The following is a 14,553-nucleotide window of genomic DNA, read 5'->3' as shown; positions in this document are numbered from 1 at the left end:
TGTTCTCCTCAGCTCTGACGTTCTGCCCGCTGCCGGACCAGTTCCTCGACCGCGCTCGGCAGGGTCGTCTCGAAGTCGATCAGCTTCGCCCAGGTCGGGGTCACGACGATCCTGACCATGCCGTCGTACAGGGAACGCACCTCCGCCTCCCACGCGACCCGCTGCTCGGCCGTCATCTCGTAGGTGCCGTTCATCTGCAGGTACTCCTCCGGGATGCCGTCGACCACGTCCAGCTCCGCCCGGCCGCGGAGGAGCAGGATCCTGGGCGGGTGCACCTCGGTGTCGATCGTCAGGGCGACCATCGGATTCTCCCGCAGGGCGGGGATCTTCGGCGCGTTCTTCGTCGTGCACATGACGATCTGCGTGCCGTTCCAGGTGAACGCGATCGGCACGTTGCGCGGGGTGCCGTCCTTGGCGACGTAGGCCAGGCGGGTGATGTCGCGGGCCAGCAGCTCCCGGCTGAGGGGGTGGTTCAGGATCTCGTACGGTTCCACGGTCGTTTCTCCCCTTCCTCAGTTGAGCTGCTCGGCCAGCGCGATGACGATCCCCTCCGGACCGCGGACGTAGCAGAGGCGGTAGCTGTCCTCGTACCGCGCCAGCTCGCCGACGAGCTCGGCGCCGTGGGTGAGCAGGCGGTCGACGACGTCGTCGATGTCGTCGACCGCGAACATGATGCGGCGGATGCCCAACGTGTTGGACGGCGCGTCCTTCGGGACGCCGGTGATCGCCTCCGGCTCGTGGTACTTGGCCAGCTCGATCCGGCCGTGGCCGTCGGGGGTGCGCATCATGGCGACCTCGACCCGCTGGTAGTCGAGCCCGACGACCCGCGCCGCCCACTCACCCTCGATCGGCATCCTGCCTTCCAGCTCCATGCCGAGCTCGGTGAAGAACGCGACGACCGTGTCGAGGTCGTCGACGGTGATGCCGATGTTGTCCATCCGCTTGAGCGTCATGGTGGTGCTCCTTCTCCGTCACTGGCCTTGGTATGCCTGGGACGGAGCCACCACCACGTTCTCGACATCTATTTGCCGAGCACCGGATAATTCGCGCGGAACACGTTGTGCGGGTCACGCGCTCGCTTGATCTCCCGCAGCCGCGCGAGCGTGCTGTCGGAGAAGGACATCGCCGCCGTCTCACCGGGGGACAGCACGGTGTACGGCTTGCGCCCGCTGACGTAGGCCCCCAGGTCAGCCACGACCTCGGCCTGCTTGGCCCGCGTCGCGTCGGCCACGTGCGGCAGGCCCAGACCGACCAGGCCGAGCAGGTACGGCTCAGCCAGCGCACCACTCGCGCCCGCCCCGGCGCCCGGCTCGGTGAGCGCCCCACCCAGGTGCCTGATCTGCAGGTTGATGAGCGGTTCGACCGGCTTGGCCAGCAGGATCTCCACCGCGTCCGCATCAAAGCCGGTGAGCAGCTCCGCACGCGCGATGGACGGGGCGGGATCGGTGGGCTCGGCGGCGATGCTTCCCAGGTCGGCGACCGGGACGACGCCGCGGTTGTCGGAGATCGCGTCCCCGATCTTGTCGATGCGCGCCAGCAGGTCCGCCCCCTCAGCCGCCCCGCCCAGGTAGGCCAGATCCAGCGTCACCATCGGCGGCGCGCCGGGCGGCTGGAGCCGGTTGATCCAGACGCTGAGCTCACGCGGCGCCTCTGCGGTGATCTCCAGGAACGCGTCGTACACCTCCCTGGTGCGGTGTTCCGGCCAGATCACGCGCCCGCCGTACAGGTCAGGTGCGGGATACAGCTCGAGTTCGAGGGCGGTCACCACGGCGAAGTCCCCGCCACCGCCGCGCAGCGCCCAGAACAGCTCGGGGTCGGACTCGGCGGTCACCCGGCCCGGCTCGCCCTCGGCGTCCACGATGTCGAAAGCCCGCACGCTGTCGGAGGCGAAGCCGTACTTGCGGCTGAACCACCCGACCCCGCCGCCCAGGGTGTAGCCGGTCACGCTGACGCCGGGCGCGCTGCCGGACAGTCCGGTGAGCCCCAGCGGGCCGGCCGCCGCCAGGAGCTGCCCCCACTTCGCGCCCGCACCCACCCGGACCAGGCGCTCTTCCGCGCGTACTTCCACCTCGTTCAACAGGCCGGTACGCAGCAGGATCAGGCCTTCGACATCGCCTGAGGCGCCGTGGCCGCTCGGCTGGGTGGTCACGGTGAGACCCGCCCGCCGGGCGTGACGCACGAGAGCTGCCACGTCGTCGGCGTCGGCGGCCTCCACCACGGCTGCCACGGGCTGCCTGACGGTCAGATTCCAGGCGGTGGTCGCCTGTTCGAAGCCGTCGTCTTCAGGCAGGATCACGCGCCCCTTGAGCACATTGCGCAGATCGTTGATCGTCATCGTCGTCCCCTTCCCGAGTTCTTAAGGCAAAACCATGCTGCCCTACCGGGAGCATGGCTTCTAGCAGCGCTAGATGCAGTAGCGACGATAGACCTATCGACGACATTTTGTCTAGCGCTGCTAGTTCGCCTCGGGCAACAGAAGAACCGGCGGGACACACGGCTGGGGCCGCCGGTCAGTCGATGCCTTCGATGATGCGGAAGTCGCGCTCGGCGCCGTCGGGGTAGGCGGCCAGCGCCTTCTGGTATGCCTCGCTCTCGTAGGCCGCGACGGCCTGTTCAAAGCTGTCGAACTCGATCAGAACAACGCGTTCCGCGATTCCGGCCTCGCGGGCGACAACTCGACCACCACGGGACGGGATCCGGGACAGCACGCGCCCGCCCCCAGCCTGGACAGCCGGACCCGCCAGCCTGTCATAGGCAGCCAGCCCCTCAAGATCGGAAATAGCGGGGTAGACACTGACCCAATAGCCCTTAGCCATGAGAACCTCGATTGATCGTCATATGCGCAGGTTAGGGCTTGATATACGGCCGAGGGAAAGACCGGTTCGAGCTAGACTCAGAACGGATCGTTATCAATCGGCAGGGAGGGCGCATGGCGCCGGACACGGTGAGCCTGCGCTACTTCCTGGTGCTGGCCCAGGAGCTGAACTTCACTCGCGCAGCCGCCCGGATCGGCATCGCACAGCCCGCACTCAGCGCCCGGATGCGCCGCCTGGAGGCCGAGCTCGGTACGGCCCTGCTGGTCCGCAACACCCGTAGCGTCGTCTTGACCGCGGCCGGTGCGGCTTTGGCGGAGTCCGCGCCGCCCGCACTGGCGGCGCTGGACCGGGCATGGGACACCGCCCGGAGCGCGGCGGCCGGCGAACTGGGCACGCTGCGCGTCGGATACAGCCTCAGCGCCGGAGCCGGAACGGCACCGGCCCTGGTCGACAGGCTCATGCGCGACAGCAGCGGACTCGAGGTCAACGCGGTCCCGATGGCGACACCGGAGATCTCCCCCGCCGTCGCCGACGGCCGCATCGACGCCGGGATCACCCGCGGTGAACAGCCCGGCCGTGGCGTGCGCCGGTACCTGCTGCGGCGCGCACGCGTCGGAGTCCAACTGGCGCAGCACCACCCGCTGGCCGAACACCAGGAGATCGAGATCGCCGACGCGGCCGCGTATCCCCTGCGCCTCCCCGACCGCGCCGCCAACCCCGTGATCCACGATCAGCTGACCGCCCTGTTCCAGGACACCCGGCCACATGCCCGATTCCACACGCCCGCGGTCTCTTTCGACATGTCCCAGCGCGACCTGTACGACGGGGTCACCCTCGCCCCGGCCGGAGAAGCCGCGATCACGACACAACCGGCCGGTCTCACGTGGCGACCGCTACGGGGCGCGCCCAGCTTGACGTTCCACCTGGTCCTCCCACGCGAGCAGTCGCCACTACACCACCACCTCCGCGCCGTCGCCAAAAACCTCGCGCACGAACTGCACTGGCTACCGAACTGACAGACAAGAAGCCGAAGACCTCGCACCCTTCCTCGCCCCCGCCGCTATGCCGACGGATCAGCATCCGACGAGGGCTCCACCGGCCGACCCGAGATCTCTGCCTTCGCCGACACCGAACCGAACAAGCACGATTAACCACCGGAAACGCCCGCCATCACGGCACCACCCGCCCTACCCCTTGGCGAGAAGCTCCGCCGTAATAGCCCGTTCGCGCAGTTGATCGGCCTCCGCCCTGACCGCCTGGAGTTGCGCCCGCAGATCCTCCACCCGAGCCAGCTCCCGCTCCTCCCGCGCAACCTCCTGGGCCTGCCGCGCGGCCTCCTCCTCCAAAGCCGCCAGCCGCCCGGCCACCGACTCCTCCGCCCGCGCCGCCCGAGAGGTCACCTCAGCGACCTCCCGCTCAGCCACCGCCCGGTCCCGCTCAGCGTCCGCCCGCCCACGCTCCGCCGTATCGGCCCTGCTCATCGCCCGATCCCGCTCCTCAGCCGCAGCCTCGGCCCGAGCCAGCGCCGCAGCCGCCTCCCGCTCGGCCCGCTCCTTGCCCTCAGCGGCCCGAGCCGCCCGCTCCCGCTCCCCGTCCCGCTCCTGGACGGCCCGCCGAGCCTCCTCTTCCTGCTGTACGGCTCGCGCGACCGCCTCAGCCGCCGCCCCTTCCGCCCGCCGAACCCGCACCTCAGCCTGGGCAACCATCTCCGCCGCCCGCGCGTTGGCCTCAGCCGACTGCGCCTCGCCCTGCGCCAGCGCCTCGACCGCCCGAGCCTCCGCCCGCTCGACGCGCTCGCTCAACTCCCGAACAGCCTGATCCCGCGCCTCACCCACCGCAGCGACCTGACGCAACGCCTCTTCAGCCGCGGACTCCGCCGCGGCAGCCCGCTGATCCGCCTCCTCAACCCGCTGGTCCGCCGTACGAACAGCCTCTTCGACCCGCTCCCCCGCCACCCGACGAGCCTCCAGGACCCGCTCCTCCGCCACCCGCTCCGCATTCTCGGCCCGCTGATCCGCCACCCGCTCAGCGTCTTCAGTCCGCTGATCCGCAGAAAGTTCCACCTCCGCGATCCGCCGCTCCATCGCCCCCCGAGCCTCCTCGACCTGCGCATCCGCAGCCCGCCGGATCTCCGCGACCTGCTCGTCCGCCGACCGCCGAGCAAGCTCGACCTGCTCCTCAGCCCCCCGCTGCGCCTCTTCCACCTGCTGCTCAGCCCGGCGAGTGGCCTCATTGGCCCGCCGCTCGGTAACCGACGCCTCCCGAAGAGCAGCCAGCGCCTGCTCCCGAGCGAGCTCAGCATCGGCCATGGCCGTATCCCGCTCCACCTGAGCTTCCTCCACCAGCGCACGCATCGCGGTAGCCTCCCGACGCGCGTACTCGGCCGCCTCCCGCGCCAGCCGTACCTGCTCGAAGGCCTGCTCCCGCTCAGTACGCGCGATGGCGACCCTGGTGTGCGCCTCAGCCTGCACCGCACTGATCTTCGCCTCAACCCCCGCGGGGCTGAGCTCATCAGCCAACGCCCTGGCCAGCGGCTCGATGGCCGCAGCGAGCCCGCTTTCCATCCGGTCATAGAGCTGCTCAGCCCGAGCCAGCGCCCCCTCAAGCCCCGGCGTAGCCCGCCTCAGCTCCCGCTCACGCTTGGCGGCTGCCTGGCAGTCACGATCCGGACAGTACGCCCGCGGCCTCCCCCGCCCAGCCCGCTGCTCAATAGCCGCCCCACAGTGCGCACAAGGCGTCACCACACCACTCTCCATCGCCACGACAGCAGCCTAGCATTTATTGTTTTCTAGAAATTAGATTCCAATAAAAACGATCCGTTGCGTCGAGAGCGCTTCAGGTTACTTGCGAGAAGTAAGAATTCCCGCAAGTAACCGACCGAAGCAGTTGGCAGGAGCATCTGCACGAGGTGTCACAGCGCAGAGGCTGTCCTGCCGCACGAAAGGTGGCGCCTATCGCTACTCAGCAGCGCGGACGGAAGCGTGCGGCGATGAGACAGAGAGCGCCACGCTACTGACACTCGATGACCTGGCCGACACCGTGTCGGCGGCGCTGGCCGAGGTCCGTGCCCCGCGGGCCGAGGTCGCCCAAGCCCGGCGCGAGAAGGGCGGAGGCCGAGACGCTCACCGACTGGCCGAGCGCCGCGCCCAGGCGAAGCGCGCCGACGATGCCTGAGCGGAGCACGAACGCGCCCCCGGGACGGCCGTAGGCGGGCACTGACGCGGGACCGGCTGGCGCATGCGGACCAGTACTACCTGCGCGGCGAGACTCCGGCGGCGGCCAACGCGCTGCTCATCCGGGCCCAGAGCGAGGTGCCCATGGTGAACGGCTGGGGCGGCGGGCTGCTCGCCTCGGTCGACGGGCTGCGCTTCGTCGTGCCCAAACGCAGCATCAACACCGGGCCGTCGCCGAAGTACTTCCACTTCAAGCGCGGACTAACCTGGCTCAACGCGATCAACTACCAGGTGTCCGGGATTGGGCCGACGATGGTACCCGGCACCCCGCGCGACAGCCTGTACATTCTCGACACCCTGCTGAACCTGGACGGCGGCATCAAGCCGGAGATGGTCACCACTGACAACGCCTCCTATTCCGACATGGTCTTCGGCCTGTTCGACATCCTCGGCTACCGCTTCTCACCTCGCTTCGCCGACCTGGTCGACCAAGCCCGTGGCAGCTACGGTGCGACTGTCCTGTGGAACAGCCGCTACCTGGATGCCGCCGTGGAACAGCTGCGTGCCATCCGCTACGACTTCATCGCCTCCCGGCCCGGCGAAGGCCTTCGCCCGCTACGAGACCCCTCCCAGCACGAAGAAGACGTGGGCTGACTGCAGGCCTTAACCCGCCCATGAGGGTCGTCAGTAAGAGGCATGCGCCCAGCCGCCAAATTCGTGATCATGGCGACCCCGTCTGACCTTGTCCAGGATCGGGATCACTCCGACCCCCTCAACCGTGCGGGCAAGATCGATCGTCGAGCGCTCGCCAAGATGCTCGATCCCGCACTCACCCTCCCGGAGGCAACACGCAACCCTCACGTTGTGCCATTCACTGGCGCGGGCGGGACGGATACGGGAAACTGTCGCAATGCCTGCTGAGTACACCCAAAGTGACCAGTTACGTGGTGCCCGCATCCATCTGAGCGACCTCTCCGGCCTCGAGATTCGCGATTGCGACGTCACCGGCCTGAAGATCGTGGACTGCTATGGGGGCAATGTCTCCCTCGGTGGCGGCTTCGAGCGTGTCGTGGTCAACGACGTCGACGTGACCGCCTACGTCGAGGCCGAGCTCGACCGGCTCCATCCCAACCGGGTGCTGGCCCGTGAGGCCACGTCCGCCGCCGAATACCGGGCCGCTTGGGATGCCATCGAGAAGCAATGGGAGGAGACGCTCGACCGCGCCAGGCGCCTACCCGAGGCGAAGCTGCACGAGCAGGTCGACGGCGAGTGGTCGTTCATCGAGACGCAGCGGCATCTGCTGATGGCCAGCGATGCCTGGATCGGCAACGCCGTGCTCGAGGAGGACGCGCCGTACCACCCGTTGGGCCTTCCTGGCGGGTGGATGCCGGCCGAAGTATCGGCGAAGATCGGGCTCACCCTCGATGCCACCCCGACGCTCGACGAGGTACTCGCGCCGCGGCTGGCCCGCATGGCCACGGTGCGCCGGGTCGTCGACGAGCTCACCGAGGCCGAGCTCGACCGGGTGTGTGGCCGCAAGCCGGCCGACCCCTACCCGGACCGGGAGTACGTCGTGCGCCGCTGCCTCACGGTGGTGTGCAAGGAAGAGGCCGAGCACCACCGGTATGCGGTCCGCGACCTCACCGCGCTCGAGGCCGGTGCCCGAACCGAGTGAAGGCGCGTCCCGGCCATGGACGGCGATCTCGCGATCCTGCGCTTGACCAGCCCATCTTGCTGCCGGAGCCCTTCATCGCACCCGCACTGCCCAGCCAGGGCGCGGTGCCGACCGGCGACCAGCAATGCGGGCTTTCCCAACGAACGACGCGAGGTCTTCCTCGATGTCACGCCGCGGTGGACCTGCGAAGGCATCTACCAGTTCGTGAAGCCGATCACGCCCGGAATGAACTGCACCCGCAAATCCGGCCAGACGGCCGGAGCATGCGGCACTGGGTGATGTCGTCATCGGAATCGTCTCCTGAAATATCTCTGGCCAGTGCGGCAACCCGACCTATCCCACCGTGAATAGGAACGGCAACGTGGGGAGGTAGCCGGCGGTTCATCCACCTGCCTTCAGCCGGAACGCGAGGCGGCGGGGCGCCTGCACGCGATAGCTGTCCGTCACCAGCTCGGCAACCTCGCCCCAGTCCGTCTCGTCGTCCAGCACCATTCCCACGACATTCACAGCCCAGTCGGCCCGAAAGAACGGCGGGCCGGCCTGCGCCAGCGCGGCCAACTCCCCGGGCGGCGCCCGGAAGGTCATCAGGATGGCCGGATCGTCCGTATCGATGTACGCCGACCCCCTCTCGTCGGTGGTGTAGACGTGCAGGAACGTCCGCCGGCGAATCCGCCACCGCACGCCGATCCACGCCGGCTCCTCGTACGCCTCGGGCAGCTCCCCGCAGATCACCCGAAACCGGCCCACAACGGCGGGTGGAACGTCCGCGATGTCACTCATCTGTACCTCCCGTGCCCATCCTGCCCGTCGGGTAGGACATCAGCACATCAGAGTCTCCGGGGTTGGCGGGGCCGCGCCGACGTCATAGGACTATCGGGCCCTGAACGCGCGCTTCACGTGGCCGATCTTGACGCCCTGGATGGCACGCCGGTGCTGGACGTCAAACCGTACCTCCGCGAGGTCGCGCCGCAGGACGAGGTACGGCAAGCCCCCTGGGCAACCAACCTGATGCATCAGTACTACCAAAACTGGATCGCAGGCCCCGGAAGATCTCGTCCCACAGAACCGGTCGGCTGAAGGCTGGACCCGCGAGATCACTTCCGGTCGATCCCGGCGGGCGTTTCATAGACGAGCACACATGAAACAGTTCTCACCGGGGTCGTTTCAAAACTGTAGCCACATGAAACACTCGCCGGGTGAATGACGGGTACCTCAGCGTGGAAACCCACGGCTGCCCCATGTCCAGCTGTGCCGCGCCGCCGGGTCACCTTGCCGGACCAGCAAGGGCAGGGTGGCGATCAACTACCACACCGCCCGGTTCCGCCTCGTCCGCTCGCTCGCCAAGGCCCTGACGGTTGTCACCCCGCCGATCCGCAAGCCGGGCACTCCGTGGATCGAACTGCCCCGCCCCGCAAGCTCCGGGGCCGAGCTGAGCGGGCACGTCCGGATCGGGTACGCTCGCGCGTCCACAGCCCGGCAGTCGCTCGACACCCAGCTCGACTCTCTCACCGCCGCGGGCGTGACGAAGATCTTCTCCGAGAAGATCTCAACCCGCGCCGTCAGTCGTCCCGAGCTCGACCGTGCGGTGGAGTTCGCGCGGGAGCTGCGGGCCGCCAGCCTCGGTGTCACGCTAGTGGTCCACGAGCACAAGCGCCTCGGACGCGGCCTGGCCCTGTGCGCCACCATCACCGACGACGCCATGCTCTCCCCGGCCCTCCACCTGCGCGAGAAGAACCTCAGCCTGCGTGAGATCGCGGCCAAACTCGTCGTCACCAAGGGCAAGAAGAAGGGCCGACATCCCTCACCCGCGACCGTCCTGCGGATGCTCCGCGAACACGACGAAGCCGATGAAGATCATTCTCACCGCCAATGGCTGTACCGCTGTTCCTCAACCCCGTAGGCGCGGATGAGGGGTTCGTCGATGGCGTTGCCGACTGCGGATCACGATGAGCCGGACAAATCGGGTGGTCAAGCGCGGGGGCGACGGACGACGGGGACGGGCTGGCCGCGGCGCTCGGCCTCGGTGCGCAGTCGCTTGCGGAGCTGCATGCCCTCCCCCAAGAACGACCGGACCCGCCGGTCCGCCGGGAGGCTCCAGTCGCTCAGCGCCCGCTCGACCCGGACTCGGAGCCGCGAACCCTGCCCCGTCGCGGTCCCGACGAGCACGACGTTCTCCTGCCAGCTGAAAGCCGGCCCGAAGCGGTGGAAGGTGAGGCACACCGGCCCCTCGACCGCCTCGATCCCCGCGGGGAGCCGCAGGTCGAAGCCCGTCTCGGTGCGTTCGGCCGAACGGCTCCGCACCACGAGCGGCATGCCGTCGGCGACCATGGTGACCACCGGCTCGCCCAGCCGCACCGCGCGCTCGGCGAAGGGCCTCCAGTCGACCGGCGGGCTCGATCGGCTCGGCAGCCGGGGGCCCTTCGGGGCGGGGTCGGAGGCAGGGACGACGAGGTCGCCGGGGGCGGTCCACACCTCAGGCGGCCTGGACAGGTCCCCTTCAGGCCACCAGACCATCCGCTCCGGGGTGACCTCCACCCAGATGCGGGCGAAGTACCACCCCAGCCCCTTCAGCACGAACCATGGCATGCCGGCGAAGCCGGAGCCGACCGACGCGGAGACGTACCGGTCGGTGTTGGCCTGCAGGTCCGCGTCTCGGACGGTCGCCCGGCCCTGGACGAGGACGACGGGCGCCCGATCGAGGCCGGTGTCGCTTGCGTCGGAGAAGAGCAGCGCGACATGCGGGTTCCTGCGGGCCCGCTCGGCTTTGCCTGGGTAGGTGACCCCGGTGCTCACGTCGAGCGAACCGTCCCCGACGTACGGTGTCACCGGCCAGGTGACGGGCCGCCCGTCACGGGTGAGCGAGGCGTACTCGCACACGAGGGCCCGTTCGAACAGGGCGGCGGCCTCGAGCGGCCAGGTGGTCATCACGCCTCTACCGCGGTGGGCAGGGCAACGGCTTTGCCGTACAGCCGGACGAAGCGACGCCGATAGGCGGGCCACCAGAACAGGCGGAACGTGAGCCGGACCACGGCAGGCGTGTCCGCCAACGCCGCCGTGAGCAGACCCGGGTCCGCGCCGGAGGCGAGCCAGCCGAAGATGACCGGGATCCGGCGTCGGCCGAAGTCGCCCATCGCCTTGCGCCGGTCGGCCTCGATGTCCTCGGGGGTGAGGTGTTCGAGCATGTACGGCACGGCGTCGCGCTCCTCGTGGTCGAGGTGCCGGTTGATGAGTTCGTGCAGGCGCAGCAACGTGGGCGAGCGGTCGGGCAGGGGGATCGACCGGTCGGCGGCGGCCGCCAGGAGCGGGTCGAGCTCGGCGTGCTCGGACTCCAGGCCGGCCAGCACGGCCGCGGCCTCGGAGTCCCTGCCGACGAGCTTGGGCCACAGGTCGGTGTCCTCGTGCGAGTGGTGGGAGTGGAGCATCTCCAGTACGAGCGCGAGGTGCTCCTCCAGAAGTTCCTCGTGCACGCCATCGCGCGGTCTGCTGCACGCCTCGGCAAGCCGGCAGAACTCGGCGCGGAATGCGGCGTGCACCAGCAGGAAGCCGCTCAGGTGCGTTTTCGTGATCATGGGAACATCGTGCGCTACCGGCCCTTACGAACTCTTGGCGAGCGCTTGGCGTGCCCTTGTGAGCCAGTAGCCGGCGCCCGCGCCCTCCAGGATGCGCACCGCCTCCCGCAGGTGGGCCCGAGCCGCCGGACGATCCCCGAGCGCCAGCAGCGCCTCGCCCAGATGCCCGTCGTACGCCCCGGCGACTGTGCTGCAGGTGCCGACCACGAGCAGCAGGCCGGAGAAGGGGCGGAACAGGTCGCAGATCTCCCGGACCACGTCCAACTCGCCCAGCCGGATCGCCGCGTGCAGCCGGTAGGTCGTCAGATGGACCCAGGTGTAGTCGCGCGGTGGCATCGGGGTCTCGTACAGCAGCCTCCGCGCGCGGTCACGTTCGTGCTCGCCCAGCCCGCTCAGGGCGTACGCCAGGACATAGCCGAATCCCGGGATGTCCATTCGGCGGGCGATCTCCTCGAATGCGTCGATCTCATCGGCGAGGTCGTCCTGCCAGAGCATCTCGGCCCGCAGCGCGACCATACTCAGCTCGAAGTAGGCGAGGTCGGCGAACGACAGCGTGGCCCTGACCGGCTCGAAATGGCGGAGAGCGTCCGGCACGTCCTGGAAGCGGTCGAGCCCGACGTGCGCGCCGGCCACCTGCAGCGCCAGCGTGGGGTTGTGCAGCTCACGCAGCAGCGCGTCGGTCTCGGCCAGCTTCGCGCGGGCGCCTGCCACGTGGCCGTGCTCGACCAGGTGGCAGGCGACATGGATCTGCGCGATGGCTCTCAGGTGCGACGTCAGGTGCGGCTGCTCCAGCAGCCGTCGCGCGGTCGCGGCCCGCTGCTCCATGAAGTCCTGCCCGCGCAGGGCAATCAGCCGCAGGTGGAGCGCGCGTAGCAGCGGGCCGGGTTCGCCGAGGCGTTCTGCGGCCGCCACGGCCTGCGCCGAGACCGCGTCGACCGCGTCCTCGCGCCCGGTCTGGGCCATGACGACGGCCCGTACGGCCTGCGCCGACGCCCAGGCCGGCGCCTCAGCGGGCAGTTCGCGCACGGCGCGCTCCATCGACTCCCGCAGCGCGGCCGGGTCAAGACCGGGCTGGAACGGCATCCAGACGCCGTGCGCCATCGCGATGTCGCCAACGCGGACCGCCTTCTCCAGGTCCCCGCCGACCAGGTCGAGCGCCCGCTCGACCGCCTCGTAGCCCTCGTCGAACCTGCCTGCGTCGTAGCGGCTCTCTGCCAGGCCGACGGCGAGCTCGAACCGCTCGGTCGTCGTGGCCCCGGCGAGTTCGGCGGCGGCCAACGCCTCCTGCCACGACGTGGCCGCGTCGTCCGGAGCGTGCCGGCGCAGGGCCGCCCGCGCCGCTCGGGCGGCGTGGTCCATCGCCATGCGCGCCGGCTCGGGCCCCAGTTCGGCGGCCGCCAGCCAGTGCCGCGCGACCGCCCACGCCCGATCGTCCCGGTCGCCGTAGGCGCGGGTGAGAGCGGCGGCGAATCGCGCATGCGCCCGAGCCCGCCACAGCCGGGAACGGCGGGACAGCAATGCGTCGGTGACCAGGGCGTGCGCGAACGCGTACCCGCCCAGCCTGCCCCCCGACTCCCGGATCATCCCGGCCTCGAGTGCCGCGTCAAGGGACGGCAGCAGGTCACTGACCGTACGCTCGGCCACCTCGGCCAGGACACCCGCCTCGAACTCGTCCCCGGCCACGGCGGCCAGCTCCAGCAGGCGGGCCGTGTCCTCCCCCAGCCGCGCCACCCGGTGCAGGACGACGTCGAGCACGCCCCGCGGCAGTTCCTCGCCCGCCCGGGCCAGCTCCGCGAGGAAGAACGGGTTTCCTGCGGTACGGCTGCGCAGCTCCTCGGCCCTTCCGCTTCCAGGGTCGCTGCCTGACAGCTCTTGCACGAGCGTGCGGACCTCCTCGGCCGTCAGCCCGTCCAGCCCCAGCCTGCGCGCGCCGAGCCGGGACAGCGCCGAGAGCGTGGCGGTCAGCGCCGACGCCTCGTGCGTACGGAAGGTCGCCAGGAGCAGCAGCCCGGGGCGAGCGGTGGACGCCACGTGCACCAGCAGGCGCAGGGTCGCGTCGTCGGCCGCGTGGATGTCCTCCAACACGACGATCACCGGACCGAGATCGGCCAGGAACGTTCCGACCGCCTCGAAGAACCGCAGCCGCGCGCCCTGCACGTCGTACGCCGGGATCGCCTCCACCCCGCCCGACAGGAACGTACGGACCTCCTCGGGCAGGGCGGTGCCGGGCGCCGTGACGGCGAGCTCGCGCAGCACCTGCTCCCACGGCCACAGGGCGGGTGCGGCCTCGTGGTCGGGGCTCGAGCCCCATCCCACCGGCACACCGGCCGTCGCCCGGAACCTCCGGAGCAGGCTCGTCTTGCCGACCCCCGGTTCGCCGTCCACCAGCACCACCTGCCCGGTGGCGGGCCCCGCCTTGGCGGCGCGGGCCAGGAACTCCAGCGCGCTCTCACGACCGACGAAGAACTCCGTCGCGGGCTCGGCGGACAAGGGGTGGCGCGTCGACCGGTTCGCCGCCGGCGTGGCCTGCCGGTCCGGGGGGATCAGCGCGGGGTCCTGGCGCAGCACCGCGGTCTCCAGCTCACGTAGCCGCGGCCCTGGGTCGATGCCCAGCTCGCCGGCGAGCACCTCGCGCACCCTGCGCAGGCACTCCAGCGCCGCCGCCTGGCGGCCCGACCGGTAGTGGGCCAGCACCAGCAGCTCCCACGCCCGCTCCCGCAGCGGGTGCTCGTGCACGAACGGTTCCAACCGGGCGACCACGTCCGTGCGGCGGCCCAGCCTCAGCTGGGCGTCCGCCAGGCCTTCGACCGCGTCGAGCCGGAGCTGCTCGTGCCGGGCGGTCTCCGGCCGCGCCCACTCCTCCGACCTCACGTCGGCGTACGCATCCCCCCGCCACAGGTCGAGCGCACCGCTCAGGGCGGCCGCCGCCTCCTCGTACCGCCCGTCGGCCAGATGGCCCGACCCGTTCACCACCAGCGCGTCGAAGTCCCGCGTGTCGAGGGCGAGCAGATCGGTCATCAGGCCGTACCCGTCCACCGCGCTGACGAGGACGGTGGGAGGTGTCCCCGCGCCCCGGCCGGGCTCCAGCCGCCGGCGCAGGTTGGAGACGTACGCCTGGAGGCTGCCCTGGGCGCTGGCGGGTGGGTTGCCCGACCAGAGCCGGTCGGCCAAGACGTCCGCAGGCAGCACGCGATCGGCATTCATCGCGAGGATGGCCAGCAGCGCCCGCTCCTTGGGCGGCCCAAGCGGCACCGCCTGCCCGGCCACGAGGAGTTGCATGGGCCCGAGGAGGTTCAGCCGCACGGGGCCAATCGTAGGGA

Annotated in this window: 14 protein-coding genes and 1 pseudogene; 5 read left to right on the top strand and 10 right to left on the bottom strand. The window is 70.1% G+C overall.

What is annotated here, in order from left to right:
* Window positions 1-8 precede the first annotated feature (8 nt).
* From ACIBG8_RS05465 to ACIBG8_RS05450, 4 genes are all read right to left on the bottom strand, one after another.
* Complete coding sequence (locus ACIBG8_RS05465) at window positions 9-494, bottom strand: pyridoxamine 5'-phosphate oxidase family protein (protein WP_397341305.1); 486 nt, start codon at window positions 492-494, stop codon at window positions 9-11.
* Window positions 495-512: 18 nt separating this feature from the next.
* Window positions 513-953 carry a VOC family protein gene (locus tag ACIBG8_RS05460; protein ID WP_397341304.1) on the bottom strand — a complete coding sequence of 147 codons (441 nt, stop codon included), beginning with the start codon at window positions 951-953 and terminating at the stop codon, window positions 513-515.
* A gap of 68 nt (window positions 954-1,021) precedes the next feature.
* The gene (locus ACIBG8_RS05455; protein ID WP_397341303.1) at window positions 1,022-2,335 is read right to left on the bottom strand and encodes an FAD-binding oxidoreductase; all 1,314 of its coding nucleotides are present in this window, start codon (window positions 2,333-2,335) and stop codon (window positions 1,022-1,024) included.
* A gap of 175 nt (window positions 2,336-2,510) precedes the next feature.
* Entirely contained in the window at window positions 2,511-2,816 is a 306-nt protein-coding gene (locus ACIBG8_RS05450; RefSeq protein ID WP_397341302.1) for a DUF1330 domain-containing protein, read from the bottom strand.
* A 113-nt stretch (window positions 2,817-2,929) separates the two neighbouring features.
* Between ACIBG8_RS05450 and ACIBG8_RS05445 the strand changes: the two genes are divergently transcribed.
* Window positions 2,930-3,832: a LysR family transcriptional regulator gene (locus ACIBG8_RS05445; protein WP_397341300.1), complete on the top strand. Its 903-nt coding sequence runs from the start codon at window positions 2,930-2,932 to the stop codon at window positions 3,830-3,832.
* A 171-nt stretch (window positions 3,833-4,003) separates the two neighbouring features.
* Here the strand turns inward: ACIBG8_RS05445 and ACIBG8_RS05440 are convergent, their stop codons facing one another.
* A complete protein-coding gene (locus ACIBG8_RS05440) occupies window positions 4,004-5,380 on the bottom strand; it encodes a hypothetical protein (RefSeq protein ID WP_397341299.1) in 1,377 nt (458 codons plus the stop codon).
* 445 nt (window positions 5,381-5,825) lie between these two features.
* Entirely contained in the window at window positions 5,826-5,999 is a 174-nt protein-coding gene (locus tag ACIBG8_RS05435) for a hypothetical protein (protein WP_397341298.1), read from the bottom strand.
* Window positions 6,000-6,028: 29 nt separating this feature from the next.
* Here ACIBG8_RS05435 and ACIBG8_RS05430 point away from each other — a divergent pair.
* Window positions 6,029-6,481: pseudogene (locus tag ACIBG8_RS05430) on the top strand (Tn3 family transposase); the annotation flags it as partial.
* Window positions 6,482-6,899: 418 nt separating this feature from the next.
* The gene (locus tag ACIBG8_RS05425; protein ID WP_397341297.1) at window positions 6,900-7,664 is read left to right on the top strand and encodes a DinB family protein; all 765 of its coding nucleotides are present in this window, start codon (window positions 6,900-6,902) and stop codon (window positions 7,662-7,664) included.
* Between the two features lie 381 nt (window positions 7,665-8,045).
* Here ACIBG8_RS05425 and ACIBG8_RS05420 read toward each other — a convergent pair whose 3' ends face one another.
* Window positions 8,046-8,444 (bottom strand): MmcQ/YjbR family DNA-binding protein, encoded by a 399-nt coding sequence (locus tag ACIBG8_RS05420; RefSeq protein WP_397341296.1) that lies wholly within the window; start codon window positions 8,442-8,444, stop codon window positions 8,046-8,048.
* On the opposite strand from ACIBG8_RS05420, the gene ACIBG8_RS05415 reads away from it, so the two are divergent.
* Window positions 8,445-8,741, top strand: a complete 297-nt coding sequence (locus ACIBG8_RS05415) for a TrmO family methyltransferase (protein WP_397343894.1) — start codon at window positions 8,445-8,447, stop codon at window positions 8,739-8,741.
* 214 nt (window positions 8,742-8,955) lie between these two features.
* On the top strand, window positions 8,956-9,564 hold the full coding sequence (locus tag ACIBG8_RS05410) for a recombinase family protein (protein ID WP_397341295.1): 609 nt from the start codon (window positions 8,956-8,958) through the stop codon (window positions 9,562-9,564).
* A 68-nt stretch (window positions 9,565-9,632) separates the two neighbouring features.
* On the opposite strand, the gene ACIBG8_RS05405 is transcribed toward ACIBG8_RS05410, so the two are convergent.
* From ACIBG8_RS05405 to ACIBG8_RS05395, 3 genes are read right to left on the bottom strand one after another with little or no spacing between them, the layout of a single operon-like run.
* Entirely contained in the window at window positions 9,633-10,589 is a 957-nt protein-coding gene (locus ACIBG8_RS05405) for a pyridoxamine 5'-phosphate oxidase family protein (protein ID WP_397341293.1), read from the bottom strand.
* A complete protein-coding gene (locus ACIBG8_RS05400; RefSeq protein ID WP_397341292.1) occupies window positions 10,589-11,233 on the bottom strand; it encodes a hemerythrin domain-containing protein in 645 nt (214 codons plus the stop codon). The genes ACIBG8_RS05405 and ACIBG8_RS05400 overlap by 1 nt, the downstream gene beginning before the upstream one ends.
* Window positions 11,234-11,257: 24 nt before the next feature.
* The gene (locus ACIBG8_RS05395) at window positions 11,258-14,536 is read right to left on the bottom strand and encodes a BTAD domain-containing putative transcriptional regulator (RefSeq protein ID WP_397341290.1); all 3,279 of its coding nucleotides are present in this window, start codon (window positions 14,534-14,536) and stop codon (window positions 11,258-11,260) included.
* Between the last annotated feature and the right edge of the window lie 17 nt (window positions 14,537-14,553).

This window comes from Nonomuraea sp. NPDC050556, assembly GCF_044457355.1.
Taxonomy (GTDB): domain Bacteria; phylum Actinomycetota; class Actinomycetes; order Streptosporangiales; family Streptosporangiaceae; genus Nonomuraea.
The sequence above is the reverse complement of the archived record's forward strand: the minus strand, read 5'-3'. Positions and strand labels throughout refer to the sequence as shown.

Bases quoted from the DNA above. Each gene is read 5' to 3' on its own strand.
- ACIBG8_RS05400 (WP_397341292.1), bottom strand. From the start codon at position 11,233: ATGATCACGAAAACGCACCTGAGCGGCTTCCTGCTGGTGCACGCCGCA.
- ACIBG8_RS05440 (WP_397341299.1), bottom strand. From the start codon at position 5,380: ATGGAAAGCGGGCTCGCTGCGGCCATCGAGCCGCTGGCCAGGGCGTTG.
- ACIBG8_RS05455 (WP_397341303.1), bottom strand. From the start codon at position 2,335: ATGACGATCAACGATCTGCGCAATGTGCTCAAGGGGCGCGTGATCCTG.
- ACIBG8_RS05405 (WP_397341293.1), bottom strand. From the start codon at position 10,589: ATGACCACCTGGCCGCTCGAGGCCGCCGCCCTGTTCGAACGGGCCCTC.
- ACIBG8_RS05420 (WP_397341296.1), bottom strand. From the start codon at position 8,444: ATGAGTGACATCGCGGACGTTCCACCCGCCGTTGTGGGCCGGTTTCGG.
- ACIBG8_RS05445 (WP_397341300.1), top strand. From the start codon at position 2,930: ATGGCGCCGGACACGGTGAGCCTGCGCTACTTCCTGGTGCTGGCCCAG.
- ACIBG8_RS05460 (WP_397341304.1), bottom strand. From the start codon at position 953: ATGACGCTCAAGCGGATGGACAACATCGGCATCACCGTCGACGACCTC.
- ACIBG8_RS05450 (WP_397341302.1), bottom strand. From the start codon at position 2,816: ATGGCTAAGGGCTATTGGGTCAGTGTCTACCCCGCTATTTCCGATCTT.
- ACIBG8_RS05425 (WP_397341297.1), top strand. From the start codon at position 6,900: ATGCCTGCTGAGTACACCCAAAGTGACCAGTTACGTGGTGCCCGCATC.